At 66.8% G+C, this 16,981-nt stretch carries 13 protein-coding genes; 5 read left to right on the plus strand and 8 right to left on the minus strand.

The genetic code is table 11. The annotated features are described in order from the left end of the window. Positions 1–75 precede the first annotated feature (75 nt). On the minus strand, positions 76–1,533 hold the full coding sequence (locus JZ791_RS39430) for an SDR family oxidoreductase (RefSeq protein WP_216902319.1): 1,458 nt from the start codon (positions 1,531–1,533) through the stop codon (positions 76–78). A gap of 190 nt (positions 1,534–1,723) precedes the next feature. On the opposite strand from JZ791_RS39430, the gene JZ791_RS39435 reads away from it, so the two are divergent. Genes JZ791_RS39435 through JZ791_RS39445 form a run of 3 tightly spaced genes read left to right on the plus strand, consistent with a single transcriptional unit; the run spans position 1,724 to position 4,475 of the window. Continuing rightward, entirely contained in the window at positions 1,724–2,869 is a 1,146-nt protein-coding gene (locus tag JZ791_RS39435; RefSeq protein WP_216902321.1) for an acyl-CoA dehydrogenase family protein, read from the plus strand. Further along, positions 2,853–3,497 carry a TetR/AcrR family transcriptional regulator gene (locus tag JZ791_RS39440; protein WP_216902323.1) on the plus strand — a complete coding sequence of 215 codons (645 nt, stop codon included), beginning with the start codon at positions 2,853–2,855 and terminating at the stop codon, positions 3,495–3,497. The genes JZ791_RS39435 and JZ791_RS39440 overlap by 17 nt, the downstream gene beginning before the upstream one ends. Positions 3,498–3,530: 33 nt before the next feature. Continuing rightward, the gene (locus JZ791_RS39445) at positions 3,531–4,475 is read left to right on the plus strand and encodes a tetratricopeptide repeat protein (RefSeq protein ID WP_216902325.1); all 945 of its coding nucleotides are present in this window, start codon (positions 3,531–3,533) and stop codon (positions 4,473–4,475) included. A gap of 190 nt (positions 4,476–4,665) precedes the next feature. On the opposite strand, the gene JZ791_RS39450 is transcribed toward JZ791_RS39445, so the two are convergent. The 5 genes from JZ791_RS39450 to JZ791_RS39470 form a co-directional block, all read right to left on the minus strand. Then, entirely contained in the window at positions 4,666–5,709 is a 1,044-nt protein-coding gene (locus tag JZ791_RS39450) for a DNA polymerase domain-containing protein (RefSeq protein WP_216902327.1), read from the minus strand. Beyond that, positions 5,706–6,788 carry an ATP-dependent DNA ligase gene (locus JZ791_RS39455; protein ID WP_216902329.1) on the minus strand — a complete coding sequence of 361 codons (1,083 nt, stop codon included), beginning with the start codon at positions 6,786–6,788 and terminating at the stop codon, positions 5,706–5,708. Before JZ791_RS39455 ends, JZ791_RS39450 begins: the two co-directional genes overlap by 4 nt. 261 nt (positions 6,789–7,049) lie before the next feature. Next, positions 7,050–7,436, minus strand: a complete 387-nt coding sequence (locus tag JZ791_RS39460; RefSeq protein WP_308163387.1) for a cold-shock protein — start codon at positions 7,434–7,436, stop codon at positions 7,050–7,052. Positions 7,437–7,550: 114 nt separating this feature from the next. Continuing rightward, positions 7,551–8,666, minus strand: a complete 1,116-nt coding sequence (locus JZ791_RS39465; RefSeq protein WP_216902331.1) for an SPFH domain-containing protein — start codon at positions 8,664–8,666, stop codon at positions 7,551–7,553. 26 nt (positions 8,667–8,692) lie between these two features. Beyond that, entirely contained in the window at positions 8,693–8,932 is a 240-nt protein-coding gene (locus JZ791_RS39470) for an NfeD C-terminal domain-containing protein (protein WP_216902333.1), read from the minus strand. A 218-nt stretch (positions 8,933–9,150) separates the two neighbouring features. Between JZ791_RS39470 and JZ791_RS39475 the strand changes: the two genes are divergently transcribed. Continuing rightward, a complete protein-coding gene (locus JZ791_RS39475) occupies positions 9,151–10,707 on the plus strand; it encodes a DHA2 family efflux MFS transporter permease subunit (RefSeq protein ID WP_216902335.1) in 1,557 nt (518 codons plus the stop codon). Between the two features lie 1,176 nt (positions 10,708–11,883). Here JZ791_RS39475 and JZ791_RS39480 read toward each other — a convergent pair. Continuing rightward, complete coding sequence (locus tag JZ791_RS39480; RefSeq protein ID WP_308163389.1) at positions 11,884–13,152, minus strand: aspartate aminotransferase family protein; 1,269 nt, start codon at positions 13,150–13,152, stop codon at positions 11,884–11,886. A 725-nt stretch (positions 13,153–13,877) separates the two neighbouring features. Between JZ791_RS39480 and JZ791_RS39485 the strand changes: the two genes are divergently transcribed. Next, on the plus strand, positions 13,878–14,780 hold the full coding sequence (locus JZ791_RS39485; protein WP_216902339.1) for a LysR family transcriptional regulator: 903 nt from the start codon (positions 13,878–13,880) through the stop codon (positions 14,778–14,780). 178 nt (positions 14,781–14,958) lie between these two features. On the opposite strand, the gene JZ791_RS39490 is transcribed toward JZ791_RS39485, so the two are convergent. Continuing rightward, complete coding sequence (locus tag JZ791_RS39490; RefSeq protein ID WP_308163390.1) at positions 14,959–16,494, minus strand: FAD-dependent monooxygenase; 1,536 nt, start codon at positions 16,492–16,494, stop codon at positions 14,959–14,961. Between the last annotated feature and the right edge of the window lie 487 nt (positions 16,495–16,981).

The following is a 16,981-nucleotide window of genomic DNA, read 5'->3' on the forward strand; positions in this document are numbered from 1 at the left end:
CCCACCCGCCGCCCGCCAACGCAGCTTGCGCGGCACCCAAGTCTGGCCCGAGGCGCGGGGAGGCGGGACAGCCAGCTACCAGTTGGAGGGCTCGTAGTCCTTCAGGAAGCACCCGTAGAGGTCCTCGCCGTTCTCCCCGCGCACGATCGGGTCGTACACGCGCGCGGCGCCGTCGACCAGGTCGAGGGGTGCGTGGAACCCCTCCTCGGCGAGGCGGACCTTGGTGTAGTGGGGGCGCTCGTCGGTGATCCAGCCGGTGTCGACCGCTGTCATGAGGATGTGGTCGGCCTCGAACATCTCCGTGGCGCTGGTGCGGGTGAGCATGTTGAGGGCGGCCTTGGCCATATTGGTGTGCGGATGGCCGGGGCCCTTGTAGCCGCGCGCGAACACGCCCTCCATCGCGGAGACGTTGACGACGTAGCGGCGGCGCGCGGGAGAGGCGGCCATCGCGGGGCGCAGTCGGGAGATGAGCAGGAACGGCGCGATCGAGTTGCACAGCTGCACCTCGAGCAGTTCGGTCGCGTCGACCTCGGCGACATTCTGCACCCAGCTGTTGGTATGGGCGAGATCGGGAACCAGGCCGCCTGCGTCGATCGCCAGGCCGCGCGAAATGCGTTCGGGCGTGGCCGATCCCGCGACCAGGGCGAGTTCGGTGATGTCTGCGGCGGTGAGCGAGGGCGCGAGGGATGCGGTGAGCGCGGTCGGGTGTGCCTGCATGGTCTTGCCGAAGGTGATCAGGTCGGGGAGTTCGCCGGCGGGCAGCGGTCCGGATTCGGCGTCGACCAGCGCGCCGTAGGCGCCGGAGGAGCGGCGCACAGTCTGTGCCGCGTTGTTGATCAGGATGTCCAGCGGGCCCTGGGCGACAAGGTCGTCGGTGAGCGCGACGACCTGGGCCGGATCGCGCAGGTCGATGCCGACCACGCGCAGGCGGTGGATCCAGTCGGCGCTGTCGGGCTGCGCGGTGAAGCGCCGGATCGCGTCGTTGGGGAAGCGGGTGGTGATGGTGGTGTGCGCGCCGTCGCGCAGCAGGCGAAGCGCGATGTACATGCCGATCTTGGCTCGCCCGCCGGTGAGCAGGGCCCGGCGGCCGTGCAGATCGGTGCGGGCCGTGCGCTTGGCGTGGCCGCGCTCGGCGCAGTCGGGGCACAGCTGGTGGTAGAACGCGTCCACGCGGGTGTAACGCTGCTTGCAGATGTAGCACGGCCGCGGCTTGAGCAGCGTTCCCGCGCTGGCGCCGGATGTGCTGGAGGACAACGGGATTCCGTTGGTCTCGTCGTCGATGCGGTTGGGTGATCCGGTGGCGGTGGCGTGCACGACCGCGCGATCGGCCTCGGCGACCGTGTCCCGGGCGGCGGTTCGGCGACGGCGCTTGAGCATTTTGAACATCCGGCCCACGGCACGCTGCACGACGATCGACTGCGGATGTTCCTTGTCCAACTGCTCGAGCTGCTCGAGCACGCGCAGGCAGGTGGCGAGGTCGTCGGGGTCGATGACCGCCGTCGCGACGGCCTCGGATGCGGCAGCGTCGGGCATCGGATCGTGGTAGGCCATCGTACTGGGGAAGTTCCTTCATGCGTGCGGGCAGTGGTGGCGTCGAGCCGCCAATATTCTCGCATCAGCGCGAGAGTGGGCCCGCACACGCCCGGCAACAGCCAGTTGTTGACATGTTGCCAACAGTCGGCCAGGCTGATGCCGTAGATCGGAGACAGGCGAGGTGAGTGCGATGACGCGTGCGGCATGGAGTGACGACGAGGTCGAGGCCGTCCGGGATCTGGCGCGGGATTTCTTCGGTAAGGAGGTCGTGCCGCACGAGGAGAAGTTCGTCGAGCAGGGCCATCCGGATCGGGCGCTGTACAACCGGGCAGGCGAACTGGGGCTGCTGTGCGCGGCGATCCCGGCCGAATACGGCGGCGGGGGAGGCACATTCGCGCACGAGGCCGCGATCATCGAGGAGCAGGCGTACCTGGGCGACGGCGCGATGGGCATGCCGGTGCATTCGGCGATCATCGCGCCCTACCTGGCGGAATTCGGATCCGAGGAGCTCAAGCGGCGGGTGCTGCCGCGCGCGGCAGCGGGTGAGGTGGTGCTGTCGATAGGCATGACCGAACCGGGCACGGGCTCGGATCTGCAGGCCATCAAGACCCGGGCGGTGCGCGAGGGCGACGAGTACGTGATCACCGGGTCGAAGATCTTCATCTCCAACGGCTGGCTGTGCGACGGCATCATCCTGGCGGTCAAGACCGATCCGACCAAGGGCGCGGCGGGCGTCTCGCTGATCTACGCCGACGTCTCCGACGACACGCCCGGGTTCGAACGTGGCCGGATCCTGTCGAAGATCGGCGGGAAGGCACAGGACACCGCGGAGCTGTTCTTCGACGGGCTGCGGGTGCCGGCGTCGAATCTGCTGGGTGAGGCCGAGGGGCAGGGCTTCTACCAGATGATGCGGCTGCTCGCGCAGGAGCGCCTGGTCACGGCCATTATGGCGGTGGCGATGATGGAGAAGGCCGTCGATCTGACGGTGGAGTACACCAAGGGCCGCGAAGCGTTCGGGAAGCCGCTGTTCGCCATGCAGAACACGAAATTCGAGCTGGCCGAGTGCCGCACGATCGCCCGGGTGGGCCGCACCTTCCTGGACGACGCGATCGTCAAGCACCTGCGCGGCGAACTGGACATTCCCACAGCGGCCATGGCGAAATACTGGCTGACTGACCAGTTGGGTACTGTGGTGGATCGTTGTCTTCAACTGTTCGGTGGCTACGGATATATGACGGAATACCCGATCTCCCAGCTCTACACGGGCGCGCGGATCCTGCGTATCCTGGCCGGCTCGAACGAGGTGATGAAGGATCTCATTGCCCGGTCACTCTGAAACCAGCATCCTGAACGCCGAGTCGGACTCCCCTGCGCGACGTCGGCTCGACCCCGACGAGCGGCGGGCCCAGATCTTGGCCTGTGCCATCGCCATGTTCGGCGAGCGCCCGTACGCGGCGGTGTCCACCGCGGAACTGGCGCAGCGGGCCGGGGTCGCGCGCGGGTTGATCAATCACTATTTCGGCAACAAGCGCGACCTGTATCTGGCGGTCGTGCGCCGGATGGTGACGCTGCCGAAGCCGGGGAATATGGTCGCCCCGACCGGCACGGATGCCGAGCGTGTGCACGCGAGTGTGTCCTGGCTGCTGGATGTGATCGGTGAACACGGCAGCACCTGGGTGAAGGTGATCGGGCACGAGGGCATCGGCGACGATCCGCAGGTGCAACGCATCCTGGACGACGCCGACGACGCGGCCGCCGAGCGGCTGCTGGAGATGGTGGGCCTGAACCGATCCGAGCATTCGGCCGAACTGCGCGCGATGGTCCGCGTCTACGGCGGATTGGTGAAGACCGCGGGCCGCGAATGGATCACCCGCGGCGCCCTGACCCGCGAGCAGGTGCAGATCCTGCTATCGGACATGCTGCTGACATTGATCAGCACCTCGTTCCCGAAGATCGACCGGTAGATCGCAGTCATCCGCGTAAAGTGGGTGATCGATATGTCGAGCGATGAGGCCATTCGGCTGTTGCAACAGGATTTCGCGGAGCATCGGCGGCGGGATGGTCTGAATCATCCGGATACCATCGCCTTGCGAGTGCGTCTGGTCGATGCGTATTCGGCCGCCGGGCGGTTCGGTGATGCGATCACCCTGCTGGAAAGGACCCTCGCGGCAAGGGAATCCGCGCTCGCGCAGGACGGTGTCGATCCGGTCGACGATCTGGCGGTGCGCCGGGCGCTGGGCGTGATGTACCTGCGGGGAAACCGCAGCGAGGATGCGGTGCCGGTGCTCGAGGAGGTCGTCCGGCGCATGGAGGAGACGGTGGGTCTGGACGATCCGGGCACGCTCACCCAGCGTAACAATCTCGGGGTGGCCTACGCGCGTGCGGGACGCACGGTCGAGGCGACGGTGCAGTTGGAGCGTGTGGTGGCCGACCGGGAATGGGCACTGGGTGTGGACCATCCCGAAACCACCGCCGCGCGTTGGAGTCTCGTGCACGTGTACCGGCAGGCGCGGATGTACGACGAGGCCACCAGGCTGGGCGAGAGGGTGCTGTCGGATCTGGAGCGGCTGCGCGGGTCGGACCATCCGGACACCCTCGGCGTCACATCGGAGCTCACGAATCTCTACGTTCTGGCCGACTGTCCCGATCTTGCCGTCCCGTTCGGCGAGCGAGCGCTGGCGGGCCGTCGCCGCGTACTGGGCCCCGAGCACCCGGAGACCCTTACCACGCACCACAACCTGGCCGTCGCCCTGCACCGCGCGGGCCGCGACGACGAGTCGATCACGATGCTGACCGAGGTACTGGCCGACCGCGAGCGCGTACTGGGCCCGGACCACGCGGACACCACAAGCTCCCGCACCGAGATAGCCCACGTCGAACGAGTCCGCGCCACCGGCAACCCATGCCCGGATCAGTTGCGCTACAACGATTCCATAGCCTGACCCACTGCTGCCCGGCGGCGCCCGCTTCGTGACCGCCCGCACCTTCCGCCAATGGCTGTATGCCGCAACCGGTGTGGGTCGCGGCATGCGTCCTGCGCACCGGCCGATCACCGATGTACGCGCGCATCCTCGAGTGGTGATGGTCGATCCGGTGGGCGCAATCGGAAGCCGGCGGTGGCGTGGGGGTCGCTCATTCCTCCTTGCGGGCGCGGCTTGGCTGGACGCGGGGTGGTTCGTTGGGCATTTTGGGGTATTGCGGGGGCCAGGGGGCGTCCATGAGCCCTGAATCCATGTCTCGTTCGGACATTTTCAGCAGGGGGTCGATGGATTGGGGGGTGCGGTCGGACCAGGGGTCGCCGAGGTCGGTTATGCGGGCAGGGACGGTGGCGATGGTGAGTTCGTCGGGGACGATGGTGTCCAGGGCGTCCCAGGAGATGGGGGTGGAGACCTGGGCGCCTACCTTGGGACGGACGCACCAGGCGCCGAAAACCGTTTTGTGGGGGGCGTTTTGGTTGTAGTCGATGAATACGCGGCTGCCGCGCTGCTCTTTCCACCACTGGGCGGTGATGGTGTCGGGGTGGCGGCGTTCGAGTTCGCGGGCCAGGGCGACGGAGGCGGCGCGGACCTGGTAGCCGTCCCAGCGGGGTTCGAGCATGACGTAGATGTGCAGGCCGCGGGAGCCGGAGGTCTTGATCCGGGCGTCGATGCCGAGTTCGGTGAACAGCTCGCGGGTTCGGATCGCGGCGGTGCGCAGGTCGTCGAATCCGATGCCGGGGGAGGGGTCCAGGTCGATGCGCAGCTCGTCGGCGATGGCGAGATCGCCCAGGACCTCGGTGACGGCGTCGGAACGAGGTCCTGTCGCTGCGCCGACGTGGTTGGCCCAGACGTGAAATCCCAAGCAGCCCAGGTTTACTGCCCACAGGATGTGGGCGAGGTCGGCGGCGACGAGCGCGTCGCTGGTCGTGCCGTTCGGGGTGGCGACCTGGGTGGTCTGCAACCAGTCGGGCACCGAGGCGGGGACGCGTTTCTGGAACCAGGACTTGCCGCTCGCGCCGTCCGGATACCGTTCCAGCAGAACGGGTCTGCTGCCGATCGTGCGCATGATCGGCTCCTCGACGGCCTGGTAATAGCGCACCAGATCGAGTTTGGTCTCACCGCGCTTGGTGAAATAGACCTTGTCCGGGTTGCTGATCCGGACGGTGCGGCCCGACGCCTCGATATCTATGGAGCTCATTTCTTGGCCTCGGCGAAGATATCGGCGAGTTCGGCGGGGGCGACCTCGTCGAGCTGGGCGTAGGTGCACGATTGGGGTGTGCGGTCGTCGCGGAAGCGGACCAGCCGCCCGCCGTGGCGCAGCCGCCCGGCCATCACATGTTCGTAGCGGACCTCGGCGACGAGATCGGGCCGCAGGGGCTCCCAGGACAGATCCTTGTCGCCGGTCCAGCGGCTGACCCCGCCGGGCATCTTGCCCTCGGCCTTCGCCTGGGCGGCGGCGTCGGCCCACTCGCGCCACGGGTGGCCCTCGAGCGCGTTCTCCCGCCAGGGGGCCAGCTCCTCGACCAGGGATTTGCGGCGGGCGGCGGTGAAGCTGCTGGCCACGCCGACGTGGTGCAGATGACCCTCGGCGTCGTAGAGCCCGAGTAGCAGTGAGCCGACGCCCTGGCCGTCCTTGTGCCAGCGGAATCCGGCGATCACGCAGTCGGCGGTGCGTTCGTGCTTGACCTTGATCATCACGCGTTTGTCCTGCATATACGGCAGTTCACCGGATTTGACCATGACCCCGTCGAATCCGGCGCCCTCGAAGCGGGTGAACCAGTCCTGCGCGACGTCGGGATCGGTGGTCACGGGGGTGAGGTGGGCGCGTTCGAGGGAATTGTCGACGATCGTCTCGAGGATGCGGCGGCGTTCGGTGAACGGTTCGCCGGTCAGATCCTTTTCGCCGAGGGCCAGTAGGTCGAATGCCACGAAACTGGCGGGTGTCTCGACGGCGAGTTTGTTCACCCGGGAGGCGGCCGGATGCAGCCTGTTCTGCAGGGTGTCGAAATCCAGGCCCTGTTCGGTGACCATGACGATCTCGCCGTCCACGACGCAGCGCGGTGGCAGCGCCTGGGCCAGGAGGGTGACCAGTTCGGGGAAATATCGGGTCAGTGGGCGGTCGTTGCGGGAGCCGAGCTCGACCTCGTCGCCGTCGCGGAACACGATGCAGCGGAAGCCGTCCCATTTCGGTTCATAGAACAGCGCGGGGTCTCGCGGCAAGGCCGAGGCGGATTTGGCGAGCATCGGTTTGACGGGCGGCATGACGGGCAGATCCACACGATCCTCCTGCGTTCGATTAGCCTCGCGCCGGATTCGCGACGCGCGCCTCACCGCCGCGTAGCGGGGCCGCGGGGCCCCGTCGCGGTGAGCCGCGCGGGGGAACCGGTGCGCGGATCTCAACCAGGTAGACGACTCGGGCGGTGCGTTCTCATCGGCGGCGTGGAGATCGCCGATGTCCGCCTCGTCCGTATCGTCGTGATGATCGTATGGTGTCACCGAATCGTATGGAGTGTCACCGACAAGCCGGCGCGGACGCGATCAGTTCTCGATCCACCCGTGTTGTTCGGCGAACTCCGCCAGCCGGTCGCGGATGGTGACGATCTCCCCGGCGGTCAAGGCGGGGCTCGCGTCCAGCAGCAACTCGGTGATCAGCCGTTTGTGTTCGACGGCGGTGAGCGAACCGGGGCGCTCCCGGTTGCGATGCCGCGGCACCGGCGGCTGACCGGCCACCAGGGTGAGATTGACGGCCTTGGGCCCCCGATCACCCTCGGTTACCTCGAATTCGAACAATCGCCCCTGACGCAGCTCTTCCTCGTCCAGTCCGATGTCGTTCACGTGCACGAAAACATCAGGTCCACCGTCTTCCGGGCGGATGAAACCGAACCCTCGAGAACTGTCGAAGGACACCAATTTCCCTATCGACACCTACACCCGCTCCTCATTCTGACAGTCATATTTCTTGACGGTCATCCTTTTGACAGTCAACTCTCCGGCGGCGCCGACTTTCGGCGGCGCTGCCGCCTTCACTGTGCCGATACTCTAATCGTCTGCGTGATCCTTGTCGGGAGATTCACTACCGGTCGAGAGCGCTTTCTGCAGGGAATTGAAAACCGTCAACCCCTGCCCCACCATGCCGTTGATCAACTCGCCCACGCCGTCGGGTCCGTTGAGCACGGTGAGATTGGCCTTGGACAGGCCCCCGGCGGCCTGTTTCACGATTTCGGGCAGCTGCTCGATGAGCAGCTGATCCAGCGCGATGCGGTTGTTGGAGGCGGCGGCGTCGGCCTGGATGCGGGTGCGGTCGGCCTCGGCCTTTGCCAGCACGCGCACCCGTTCGGCCTCGGCCTCGGCGGGCTTGACGACCTCGGTCTGCAACTGCTGTTCACGCAGCTGGGCCTCCTTGCGGGCGCGTTCGGCCTGCGCGGTGAGCACCTCCTGCAGAGCGATCGCCTGGGCGAGCGGGCCGGCCTGGTCGGCCTCGGCCTTGGCCTTGTCGACATCGCGCTGGTATTCCGCCTGCAGTAGCGCGGTCTGGCGCTGATATTCGGCCTGTTTGCGGCGTGAGGCCTGTTCGGCCTCGGCGGCGGCCTGCGAGGCAGCGGCCTGGGCGATCTGGGCGTCGCGCTGCACCGCGGCATTGTGCGGGGCGGCCAGGGCGGTGATGTAGCCGAGGTTGCCGTCGTCGATGGACTGGATCTGCAGCGAATCCACCCACAGGCCGATATTGCTCATTTCGACCTTGGAGGCGACCAGAACCTCGTCGGCGAGTTTCTGACGTTCGCGAATGATCTCCTCCACCGTCATCGATCCGATGATCGAGCGCAGATGGCCGGAGAAAATGCGTCCGGTCAGGACGGACATCTCGCGTTCCTGTTCGGACAGGAAGCGCTGGGCGGCGTTGACGATGGACTGGGTGTCGTTGGCGACCTTGAACGCGATCACCGCCCGCACATCCAGTTGAATGGCCTGCTTGGTGACGCAGCGCTCCTGGATCTCGGCCTCGTACATGGCCAGCGACAGATATCTGACCTTGCGGAAGAACGGCATCACCCAGGCGCCGTGGCCGGTGATCACCCGGAACGGCGCATTGTCTCTCCCCTTGCCCCCACTGACCAGCATCGCCTCGTCCGGATCGGGCACGTGATAGCCCAACACTGTGTCTCCCTTTTTGTGCGGCACCGTTATATCGATATAACCCCACCCGGCCCCGGATCGAGCGGAATCCACGGAACCACGTCCACGATTCGCCCTGGATGAACCTCGATGACCAGGACCGTGTCGCCCCGGGCAATGTGCTCGTCGGATCGTGCGATGTAGCTCTCTGTTCCCCCTCGAATCGCGACCAGGACCTCCCCGAGCGTGCCTTTGCCGCGGATCGGCGATGTGAGCGTACCGGTCAAACCTCGCACCGGGTCGGTCATCGCATCGAACTCCTTGGCGGGCAACGATTCCGGTTCGGCCACCTGCGCCGGACCGGAATGGCCCCGCGGGCAGGCGCTGGCCTCCCGAGCCTACCGCTGCCGGATCGCGATACCGAAACGAAACATTTTAGCCGGATGAATAGCCGGTACGGATGTCCTTCCCGAAGATGGGAAAAATTTCTCTGGTTATTCCGGCGGCACCATGCAAGGCTTAAGCGGTGACACAACCTCCGGATACGCCCGTCGAACAGTCGATTCCGGCGTCGGACAAACTCGACGCTTCCGTATTGAAGGTCGCCGGCGTGGTGGTGCTCGGCGCGATCATGTCCATTCTGGACATCACGGTCGTCACCATCGGCATCCCGACCTTCCAGACCACTTTCCACACCCAGTACACCAGCGCCGCCTGGACGATGACGGGGTATACCCTCGCGTTGGCCACGGTGATCCCGCTGACCGGGTGGGCCGCCGACCGGTTCGGCACCAAACGCCTGTACATGGCCGCGCTGACGTTCTTCATCCTCGGCTCGCTGCTGTGCTCCACAGCCTGGAATGTCGAGGCGCTCATCGGCTTTCGCGTGCTCCAGGGCCTGGGCGGCGGCATGCTGATGCCGCTGGGCATGACGATCATGACCCACGCCGCCGGACCACAGCGCATCGGGCGGGTGATGGCCGTGCTCGGCGTGCCGATGCTGCTCGGGCCGATCCTGGGTCCGATCCTGGGCGGCTGGCTGATCGGCGTGCACTGGTTCGGCGTGGCCGGCTGGCACTGGATCTTCCTGATCAACCTGCCGATCGGGCTGCTCGCGCTGGTCCTGGCCTACGTCGTGTTCGCCCCGGACCGGCCCGAACCCAGTCAGTCGTTCGACTTCATCGGCATGCTGCTGGCCTCACCGGGCCTGGCGCTGTTCCTGTACGGGGTGTCCTCGATTCCGCGGGAACACACCGCGCTGGCCTCCGGGGTGCTGATCCCGGCGATCATCGGGCTGGTGCTGATGGTGGCGTTCGTCTGGCATGCGCAACGTACCGAACATCCGCTCATCGATCTGCACCTGTTCCGCAACCGGGCACTGACCTTCGCGGTGCTGACGATGGTGTTCTTCGCCGTGGCGTTCATGGGTTCCGGACTGCTGCTGCCCAGCTATCTGCAGCAGGTGCGCGGGCTGACCGCGTTGCATTCCGGATTGATGCTCGCGCCACAGGGTTTGGGCGCGATGGTGACGATCCCGATCGCCGGACGGCTGGTCGACAAGATCGGTCCCGGTAAGGTCGTGCTGGTCGGTGTCGCGGTCATGGCGGTCGCGATGTCGTTCTTCACCCAGCTGCACGCCGATACGTCCTATGTGAAGCTGATCGCGATCCTGTTCGTGATGGGCCTGGGCATGGGCTGCACGATGATGCCGGTGATGTCCGCGGCGATCCAGACGCTGACCCAGGCACAGGTGGCGCGCGGCTCGACGTTGATGAACATCGTCAACCAGACCGCCGGATCCATCGGCACGGCGGTCATGTCGGTGGTGCTGACCAACCTGCTGGACGGAAAACAGTTCGCGCAGTTGGCGATCGCCTCGCGAATGAACCCCGCGATCGCGGCCAAGGTGCCGCACGCCGCGCTGAACGAGGGATTCTCCCAAGCGGCGTCGGCGTTCTCGCACACCTTCATCGTGTCGGTGGTGCTGATCGTGCTCACCTTGATCCCGGCGGCGTTCCTGCCGCGGAGCAAACCAGCCGCCCCGGAGGACGCGACCAGTGCGCCGGTGTTGATGGGGCACTGAGAGATTCGTGATATCCCGCCCGGGTGTGTGGCCGATTCGGCCACACACCCGGGCGGGGTTGCCGATTGGCGGGGTTGCCGATTGGCGGGGTTGCCGATTGGCGGGGTTGCCGTACCGAGGGGGCCGGGTTTCTCTGCACCAGACCCCGCTCCGATAAATCTCCGAGGGCGTACGTGGGTCACCGGTGTTAGTCGGTAGGGGTTGTCGCACGGTAACGCCAGCGCCAGCAGGCCTGCCGCATCGGCTGGTGATAGTGCTGAGCCTGGACGACGACATGTCCCCGCACGTGGGCGGCGTGAGGCGCGGGAGTTGCAACGGCGGATCGCGGTCGTGCTCGGCCGGTGCGGCGGTAATGGTGGGGCACTGAGAAGAGAACCGGCCTCCCGCTGCATTCTCCGGCTCCAAAACTCTGGTTTCCGACGAATCGGCCCGCAAAATGCAGCAGGAGGCCGGATCATCCGCTCCACGATCCCGCGACTGCCTCGCAGACGAAACATCCGCACCCCCACCACGACCGGGGTTCGGCCATGCCCTCGCCGCAAGTCACGGACCTCGCCTACACCGCGCGGTTGGCGTCCTGGTCGATCCCTCGAAGGCCGTCGCCTCGCGCGGCGGCGCCGGCCGGATCGACACCAGCACAGCGACCCCATGAACCATGATCGCCGATGGTCCTGTTCGATCACTCTCGGTAGGCGCATCCCTCGACACGACCGATCCGGCCTATCGCTGCATTTTCCCGCCCCGAGACTCCGGTTTCCGACGATTGCGCCCGAAGAATGCAGCGGGAGGCCGGTTCTCCGACTCGCTTGCCGCGATGCCGATCCGACACCGCGCCGATGACCCGGTTCTCCAGTGCACGATCCGGTTCTTCAGTGCACGCCCGTGACTGCACATCACTTCGCAAAGGACAGCCCGGCCTTTCGCTGCATTTTCCCGCCCCGAGACTCTGGTTCCCGGGGATTCCGCCCGAAGAATGCAGCCGGAGGCCGGTTCTCCGAGCCGCTCCCCGCGATGCCGACCCGGCACCACGCCCATGACCCGGTCTCAGGGCACGGCCGCCGCGCTGCACTCGGCGAGCAGACTGCACCCCACAACCCGGCCTATCGCTGCATTCTTGGGCCGCTATTGTCGGAAACCGGAGGTTCGGGCGCGAAAAATGTAGCGGGAGGCCGGTTCTCACATTGTGGCAACGGATTCTCCGATAGCGCGATCGAGGATGTCGAGGCCCAATTGCAGCTCCTCCTCGGTGGCGGTGAGGGGAGGGGCGATGCGGAAGGTGCCGCCCATGCCGGGGAGTTGCACGATGTTCATGTGCAGGCCCAGGTCCAGGCAGCGGCGGGTGACCAGGGCGCCCAGTTCGTCAGAGCCCTGTTTGGTGTCGCGGTCCAGGACCAGTTCCAGGCCCGCGAGCAGGCCGCGGCCGCGGATATCGCCGACGACTTCGTGCTTGTCGTGCAGGTGTTCGAGGCCTTGGCGCAGGTAGGCGCCGAGTTCGGCGGCGCGTTGGTCGAGGCGGTCACGCTGCAGCACGTCCAGTACGGTGTTGCCGACCGCGGCGACCAGAGGATCGGCGACATGGGTGGTGAAGAACAGGTATCCGCGCTCGTGCGCTCGCTGTTCGAGATCGTCGCTGGTGAGCACGGCGGCCAGCGGCAGCCCGGCGCCGAGGGTTTTGGACAGCACCAGGATATCCGGGACGATGCCGTCGCGTTCGAAGGCGTACCAGGATCCGGTGCGGCACAGACCCGTCTGCGCCTCGTCCAGGATCAGCAGCATGCCGCGCTCGTGGCACTTTTCTTGTAGCGCGGCGAAATAACCCGGCGGCGGTTCGATCACGCCACCCGAGGAGAGAATCGGCTCGACCAGACAGGCGGCCGGACTGCCGGTGGACTGGGCGTCGATCAACTCGAAGCCGAATTCGAGCTGCCGTCGCCAATCGAGTTCTCCTGTGGCCGTGGCGAAATCGGGTCGATAGGCGTTCGGGACCGGGAGGGCGAAGTTGCCGGGCGCGGCCGGACCGTAGCCCTTGCGCCCGGCGCTGTAGGTGGCCCCGGCCGCGGCCTGCGTCATGCCATGCCAGGAACGGGCGAACGAGACGATCTCGTGCCCACCGGTGACCAGCTTGGCCATCCGGATCGCCGCCTCGTTCGCCTCGGCTCCCGTGGTCAGCAGCAGCGCCTTCTCGAGCGGTGCGGGCAACGTCCCGGCCAGACGCCGGGCCAGGTCGATGACCGGCGCACTGAGCATGCCGCTGTACAGATGATCGAGTTCACCGACCTGCCGCCGCACGGTCGCGACGATATCCGGATGCGAATGCCCCAGAATCGCGCTCATCTGCCCGGAGGTGAAATCCAGAATCCGGCGCCCACCCTCCGTGTACACGAAACTGCCCTCGGCGCGGGCGATGATCTCGGGGCTGAACTCGGCGTGTCCGGCGTAGCGCACGAGATGGCGATCGACGTCGACCCACCGGTTCGAGCCCGCCCGGTCGCCGACCTCGGCCGATGGATCTATCGCGCGGGCGGACGCTTCCGATGAATCTACCGTGCGCGTCGAAGCCGCTGCGCTGTACGCCGTCGATCGTGCTGCGTCGATCGCGAGTTCCGTCGAATGGCCCGCTGATTGCGTTGCGTCGCTCGATGATTCCTGCGTCTCGATGGATGCAAACGATTGCCCTACGCCGACGGCAGCTTCTGTCACGCGGCTCTGCGATTGTGTGGGGTGGCTGGATGGTTGCGGCGAGTGGATGGGCGACTGTCCGGCCGGATTCGGTGATTGCGCGGGATGAGACGGCGGTTGCGTTGCGGCGGCTGCGGGTCTTGTGGTGTGGTTCGCTGATTGTGTTGTGTGGCTGGGTGATTTCGGCGGGTCGGCGGGCGAGTGTCCGGTTGGGATGGGTGGTTCCGCGGGATGAGGCGATGGTTGCGTTGCGGCGGCTGCGGGTCTTGTGGTGTGGTTCGCTGATTGTGTTGTGTGGCTGGATGATTTCGGCGGGTCGGCGGGCGAGTGTCCGGTTGGGATGGGTGGTTCCGCCGGACGGGGAGACGGTTCCGGTGTGGGGATTTCGGCGGTCGAGGCGCTCATGTCTTCGACGGTAGGGGCGGGTGAGCGTCGGGTCCATCTCACATTTGTGGCTGTACTGTTCGGCGGAACCGTACAAGACTGGACGGATGCTGAATCCGTGGCGGTTGCGTCTGCTCAGCCAGTTGGACTCGCTGGGGACCGTGCGCGCGGTGGCGCAGGCGGCCAATCTGAGCGCGTCGAGCGTTTCGCAGCAGCTGGCCGTGCTCGAGGCGGAGACCGGCACGCATCTGCTGGAGCGCACCGGGCGCCGGGTTCGGCTCACCCCGGCCGGGCTGGTGCTGGCCCGGCGGGCGCGGGAGATCCTGGACCAGATGGACAGCGTCGAGGCCGAGTTGCACAGTCTCGGGGGCGAACCGGTCGGGCTGGTGCGCGTCGGGGCGTTCCAGAGCGCGATCCACTCCATGGTGGTGCCCGCGGTGATCCGGCTCGCACGGACATACCCCCACCTGACCGTGGAACTGCTGGAACTGGAGCCGCACGCCAGCATGCCCGCCCTGCGCGTCGGCGACGCCGACATCATCATCACCACAACCGATTTCGTCGAACACCCCTTGGGGGCGGACGTGGAACTCGTCCCCTTGGCAACCGACCCGATCGTGCTCGTCCTACCGCCCGACCGTCCCGCGCGCGGCCCCGCCGACCTGGCCGCCTACGCCGAGGAGCCCTGGGCCTTCGACGCACCGCGCTCCTACATGGACACCCTCGCCACCCGGCTGTGCCGCCAAGCGGGCTTCGAACCCCGCGTAGTCTGCCGCTTCGCCAGCTACCTGACAACCCTCCAGCACGTCGAAGCCGGCCTGTCCATCACCCTTCTCCCCGGCCTCGCCGTCGACCCCCGCTACCGCGTCGTCACCCGAGAACTCGCCGACCCGATCACCCGAACGATCACCGCCGCCACCCGCCGCGGCGCCCGCCCCGCCGTCACCGCAGTACTGGACGCCCTGCGCAAGCACAGCCACCCACCCGGCGTCAGCGCCGTGCCCCGCTGAGCGTGATGTCTGCGACCATCCATGTCGCGGTCACCATCGCGTTGGATGCCTTGCGTGACCACCAGATGTGCACCAGACCCAGATCTCAGACAGTCCCCCTGGCCAAGGCTTATAGGGGTCGATCGCGGCGAAATAGAATGCGGCCGAATGGGATTGCCCTTGCGCCGAGGTTGCGGGGCTATGTTGTTGCCGAGGGAGAGCCGAACCAGTAGGAGAGCGCTTCGCGCAGCGTGGGTGCGGCGGGTTCGTCGGCGGTTGCGGCCCAGGCTATGTGGGCGTCGGGGCGGATCAGCAGGGCATCTGCCTGGGGGTGGTGATCGGTGGTGGCGGTGTGGATGTCGATGCGATCGTGCCAGCCTTGCGCGATCTCTCGCAGGTCCGGTCGGTCGGTGAGGTCGAGCAGGATGGGCCGGGCCGGATGCATCAGTTTCGCGAGGCTGGTGGTGCCGTGGTCGGTGTGCAGGGTGAGGTCGGGGGCGAAAGTGCCTGTCAGCGGGTGGTGGTCGGGCATCGGGTAGCGGATGTCGGCGCCGGAGATGAACGCGCCGATGCGGCGTGCCGGTTGTTCGTCGAGTAGAAGCTCCTGTAGAAGGTCTCGGAGGGCTTGTGCGGCGGGGTCGTGTCCGCGGCGCAGGGCCACTTGGGCTTGGGTGTGCAACATCGTGCGGGTGGCCGCGAAGTGGCGTTCGTCGTGGTAGATGTCGAGCAGGTCCGGTGGTGCCCAACCTGCGATGTCGGCAGCCAGTTTCCACGCCAGGTTCACCCCGTCGAGCATGCCGGCGTTGAGTGCGACGCCGGTGGCGGGAAACAGGTGGGCTGCGTCGCCGGCCAGCAGCATCCGCCCGGCACGGTAGCGCTGTGCCTGGCGTGCCTGAAAGGTGAACCGTGACAATCTGATCGGTTCGCCCAACGGTATTTCCGCGCCGAGCACACGGCGGATGCTGTCCTGGAGTTCTGTCGGGGTCAGCGGCAGGTCGTCGTCGTATTCGGCGAGTTCGTCTTCGATCGTGTAGAGGGAGACAACCCTGGACTCGGTCGACGCGGCGAGACCGAGCAGACCCCTGCCCGTACGAGTGAAACCTGCACCGACCCTGCCGAATCCGGGTACATCCAGGTCGCCGCTGTCCAGAATGGTCACCGAATCGGGCAGGGTGACCTGGCCCAGCCGGTTGACCTCCGGATAGGTGTTCCCCGGGAACGGGATACCGGCCAGGTCGCGGACCCTGCTGCGCCCACCGTCGCAGCCCACCACGTATCGGGAGTTCACCCGATACGGCCCGTCCGGCCCGCGCACCTCCAGGCTGACCGCGTCATCGTCCTGGCTCGCCGCAACCACCTCGTGGCCGCGGCGCACATCGGCGCCGAGCGCACTGGCGTGGTCGCCGAGCACCCGTTCGAGTTCCTGTTGCGCGAGCACCATCGCCTGCAATGGGGGATCGGCCAGGTTCGAAAGATCAACGTGCACACCGCCGAACGGAAATATCGGAGCAGGTCCGGGGTCGGGGCTCAGGGCGGTCAATCGTTCCAGCAGCCCGCGGTAGCGCAACAAATGCAGTATCTGCCCACCCAGACCACCGGCCTTCGGCACGTCCGAGATGGTCGCCCGTCGTTCCAGAACCATCGGCCGCACGCCCGTCAGGCACAGCTCACTCGCCAACAGGGAACCGGTCGGTCCCGCGCCCACGATGACCACGTCGGTGTCCGTCACACGCACAGTGCTGCTCCATTTCCGCAGGTTGTGAATTCGGACAGTGATCTTGCGGCACGACCCGGGTCTTGCCGCAAGCCCCCGCGTGCGTTATATGTTGAAGAGGGGTTGATAGGCCGGTCTAGGCCATGCTGACGTCGGCGGAGATGCTGGCCCGCAGCGGCCGCCCCACGCCGCCGAGTTGATCTCCGGCACCGGACCCGCCCGCTTCGAGTTCGCCCTCGGGCTGCTCATGAACAATCTGCCGCCGATCTCGGAGTGACCCGCGGCGCGCGGTTGCGGCATGGCGCTGAAACGACGATCAGGTCGTCAACCACCGCTGGCGCGTACTTCACGCCGATCCGGCCGGTGTGCGGTGGCGCAGCAGGATCAGGCCCAATAATGCTGCGGCTAGGGCGAATGCGGCGCTGATCCAGGAGCCGGCCGACATGGCGGCGGTGAATGCTGTTCGGGCGGGGGCGGTCAGGTTGAGTTGGAATGCGGCGCCGATGGA

The sequence above is a fragment of the Nocardia alni genome, from assembly GCF_019038435.1.
GTDB lineage: Bacteria > Actinomycetota > Actinomycetes > Mycobacteriales > Mycobacteriaceae > Nocardia > Nocardia alni.

Bases quoted from the DNA above. Each gene is read 5' to 3' on its own strand.
- JZ791_RS39430 (WP_216902319.1), bottom strand. From the start codon at position 1,533: ATGCCCGACGCTGCCGCATCCGAGGCCGTCGCGACGGCGGTCATCGAC.
- JZ791_RS39435 (WP_216902321.1), top strand. From the start codon at position 1,724: ATGACGCGTGCGGCATGGAGTGACGACGAGGTCGAGGCCGTCCGGGAT.
- JZ791_RS39445 (WP_216902325.1), top strand. From the start codon at position 3,531: ATGTCGAGCGATGAGGCCATTCGGCTGTTGCAACAGGATTTCGCGGAG.
- JZ791_RS39450 (WP_216902327.1), bottom strand. From the start codon at position 5,709: ATGAGCTCCATAGATATCGAGGCGTCGGGCCGCACCGTCCGGATCAGC.
- JZ791_RS39470 (WP_216902333.1), bottom strand. From the start codon at position 8,932: ATGACCGACCCGGTGCGAGGTTTGACCGGTACGCTCACATCGCCGATC.
- JZ791_RS39485 (WP_216902339.1), top strand. From the start codon at position 13,878: ATGCTGAATCCGTGGCGGTTGCGTCTGCTCAGCCAGTTGGACTCGCTG.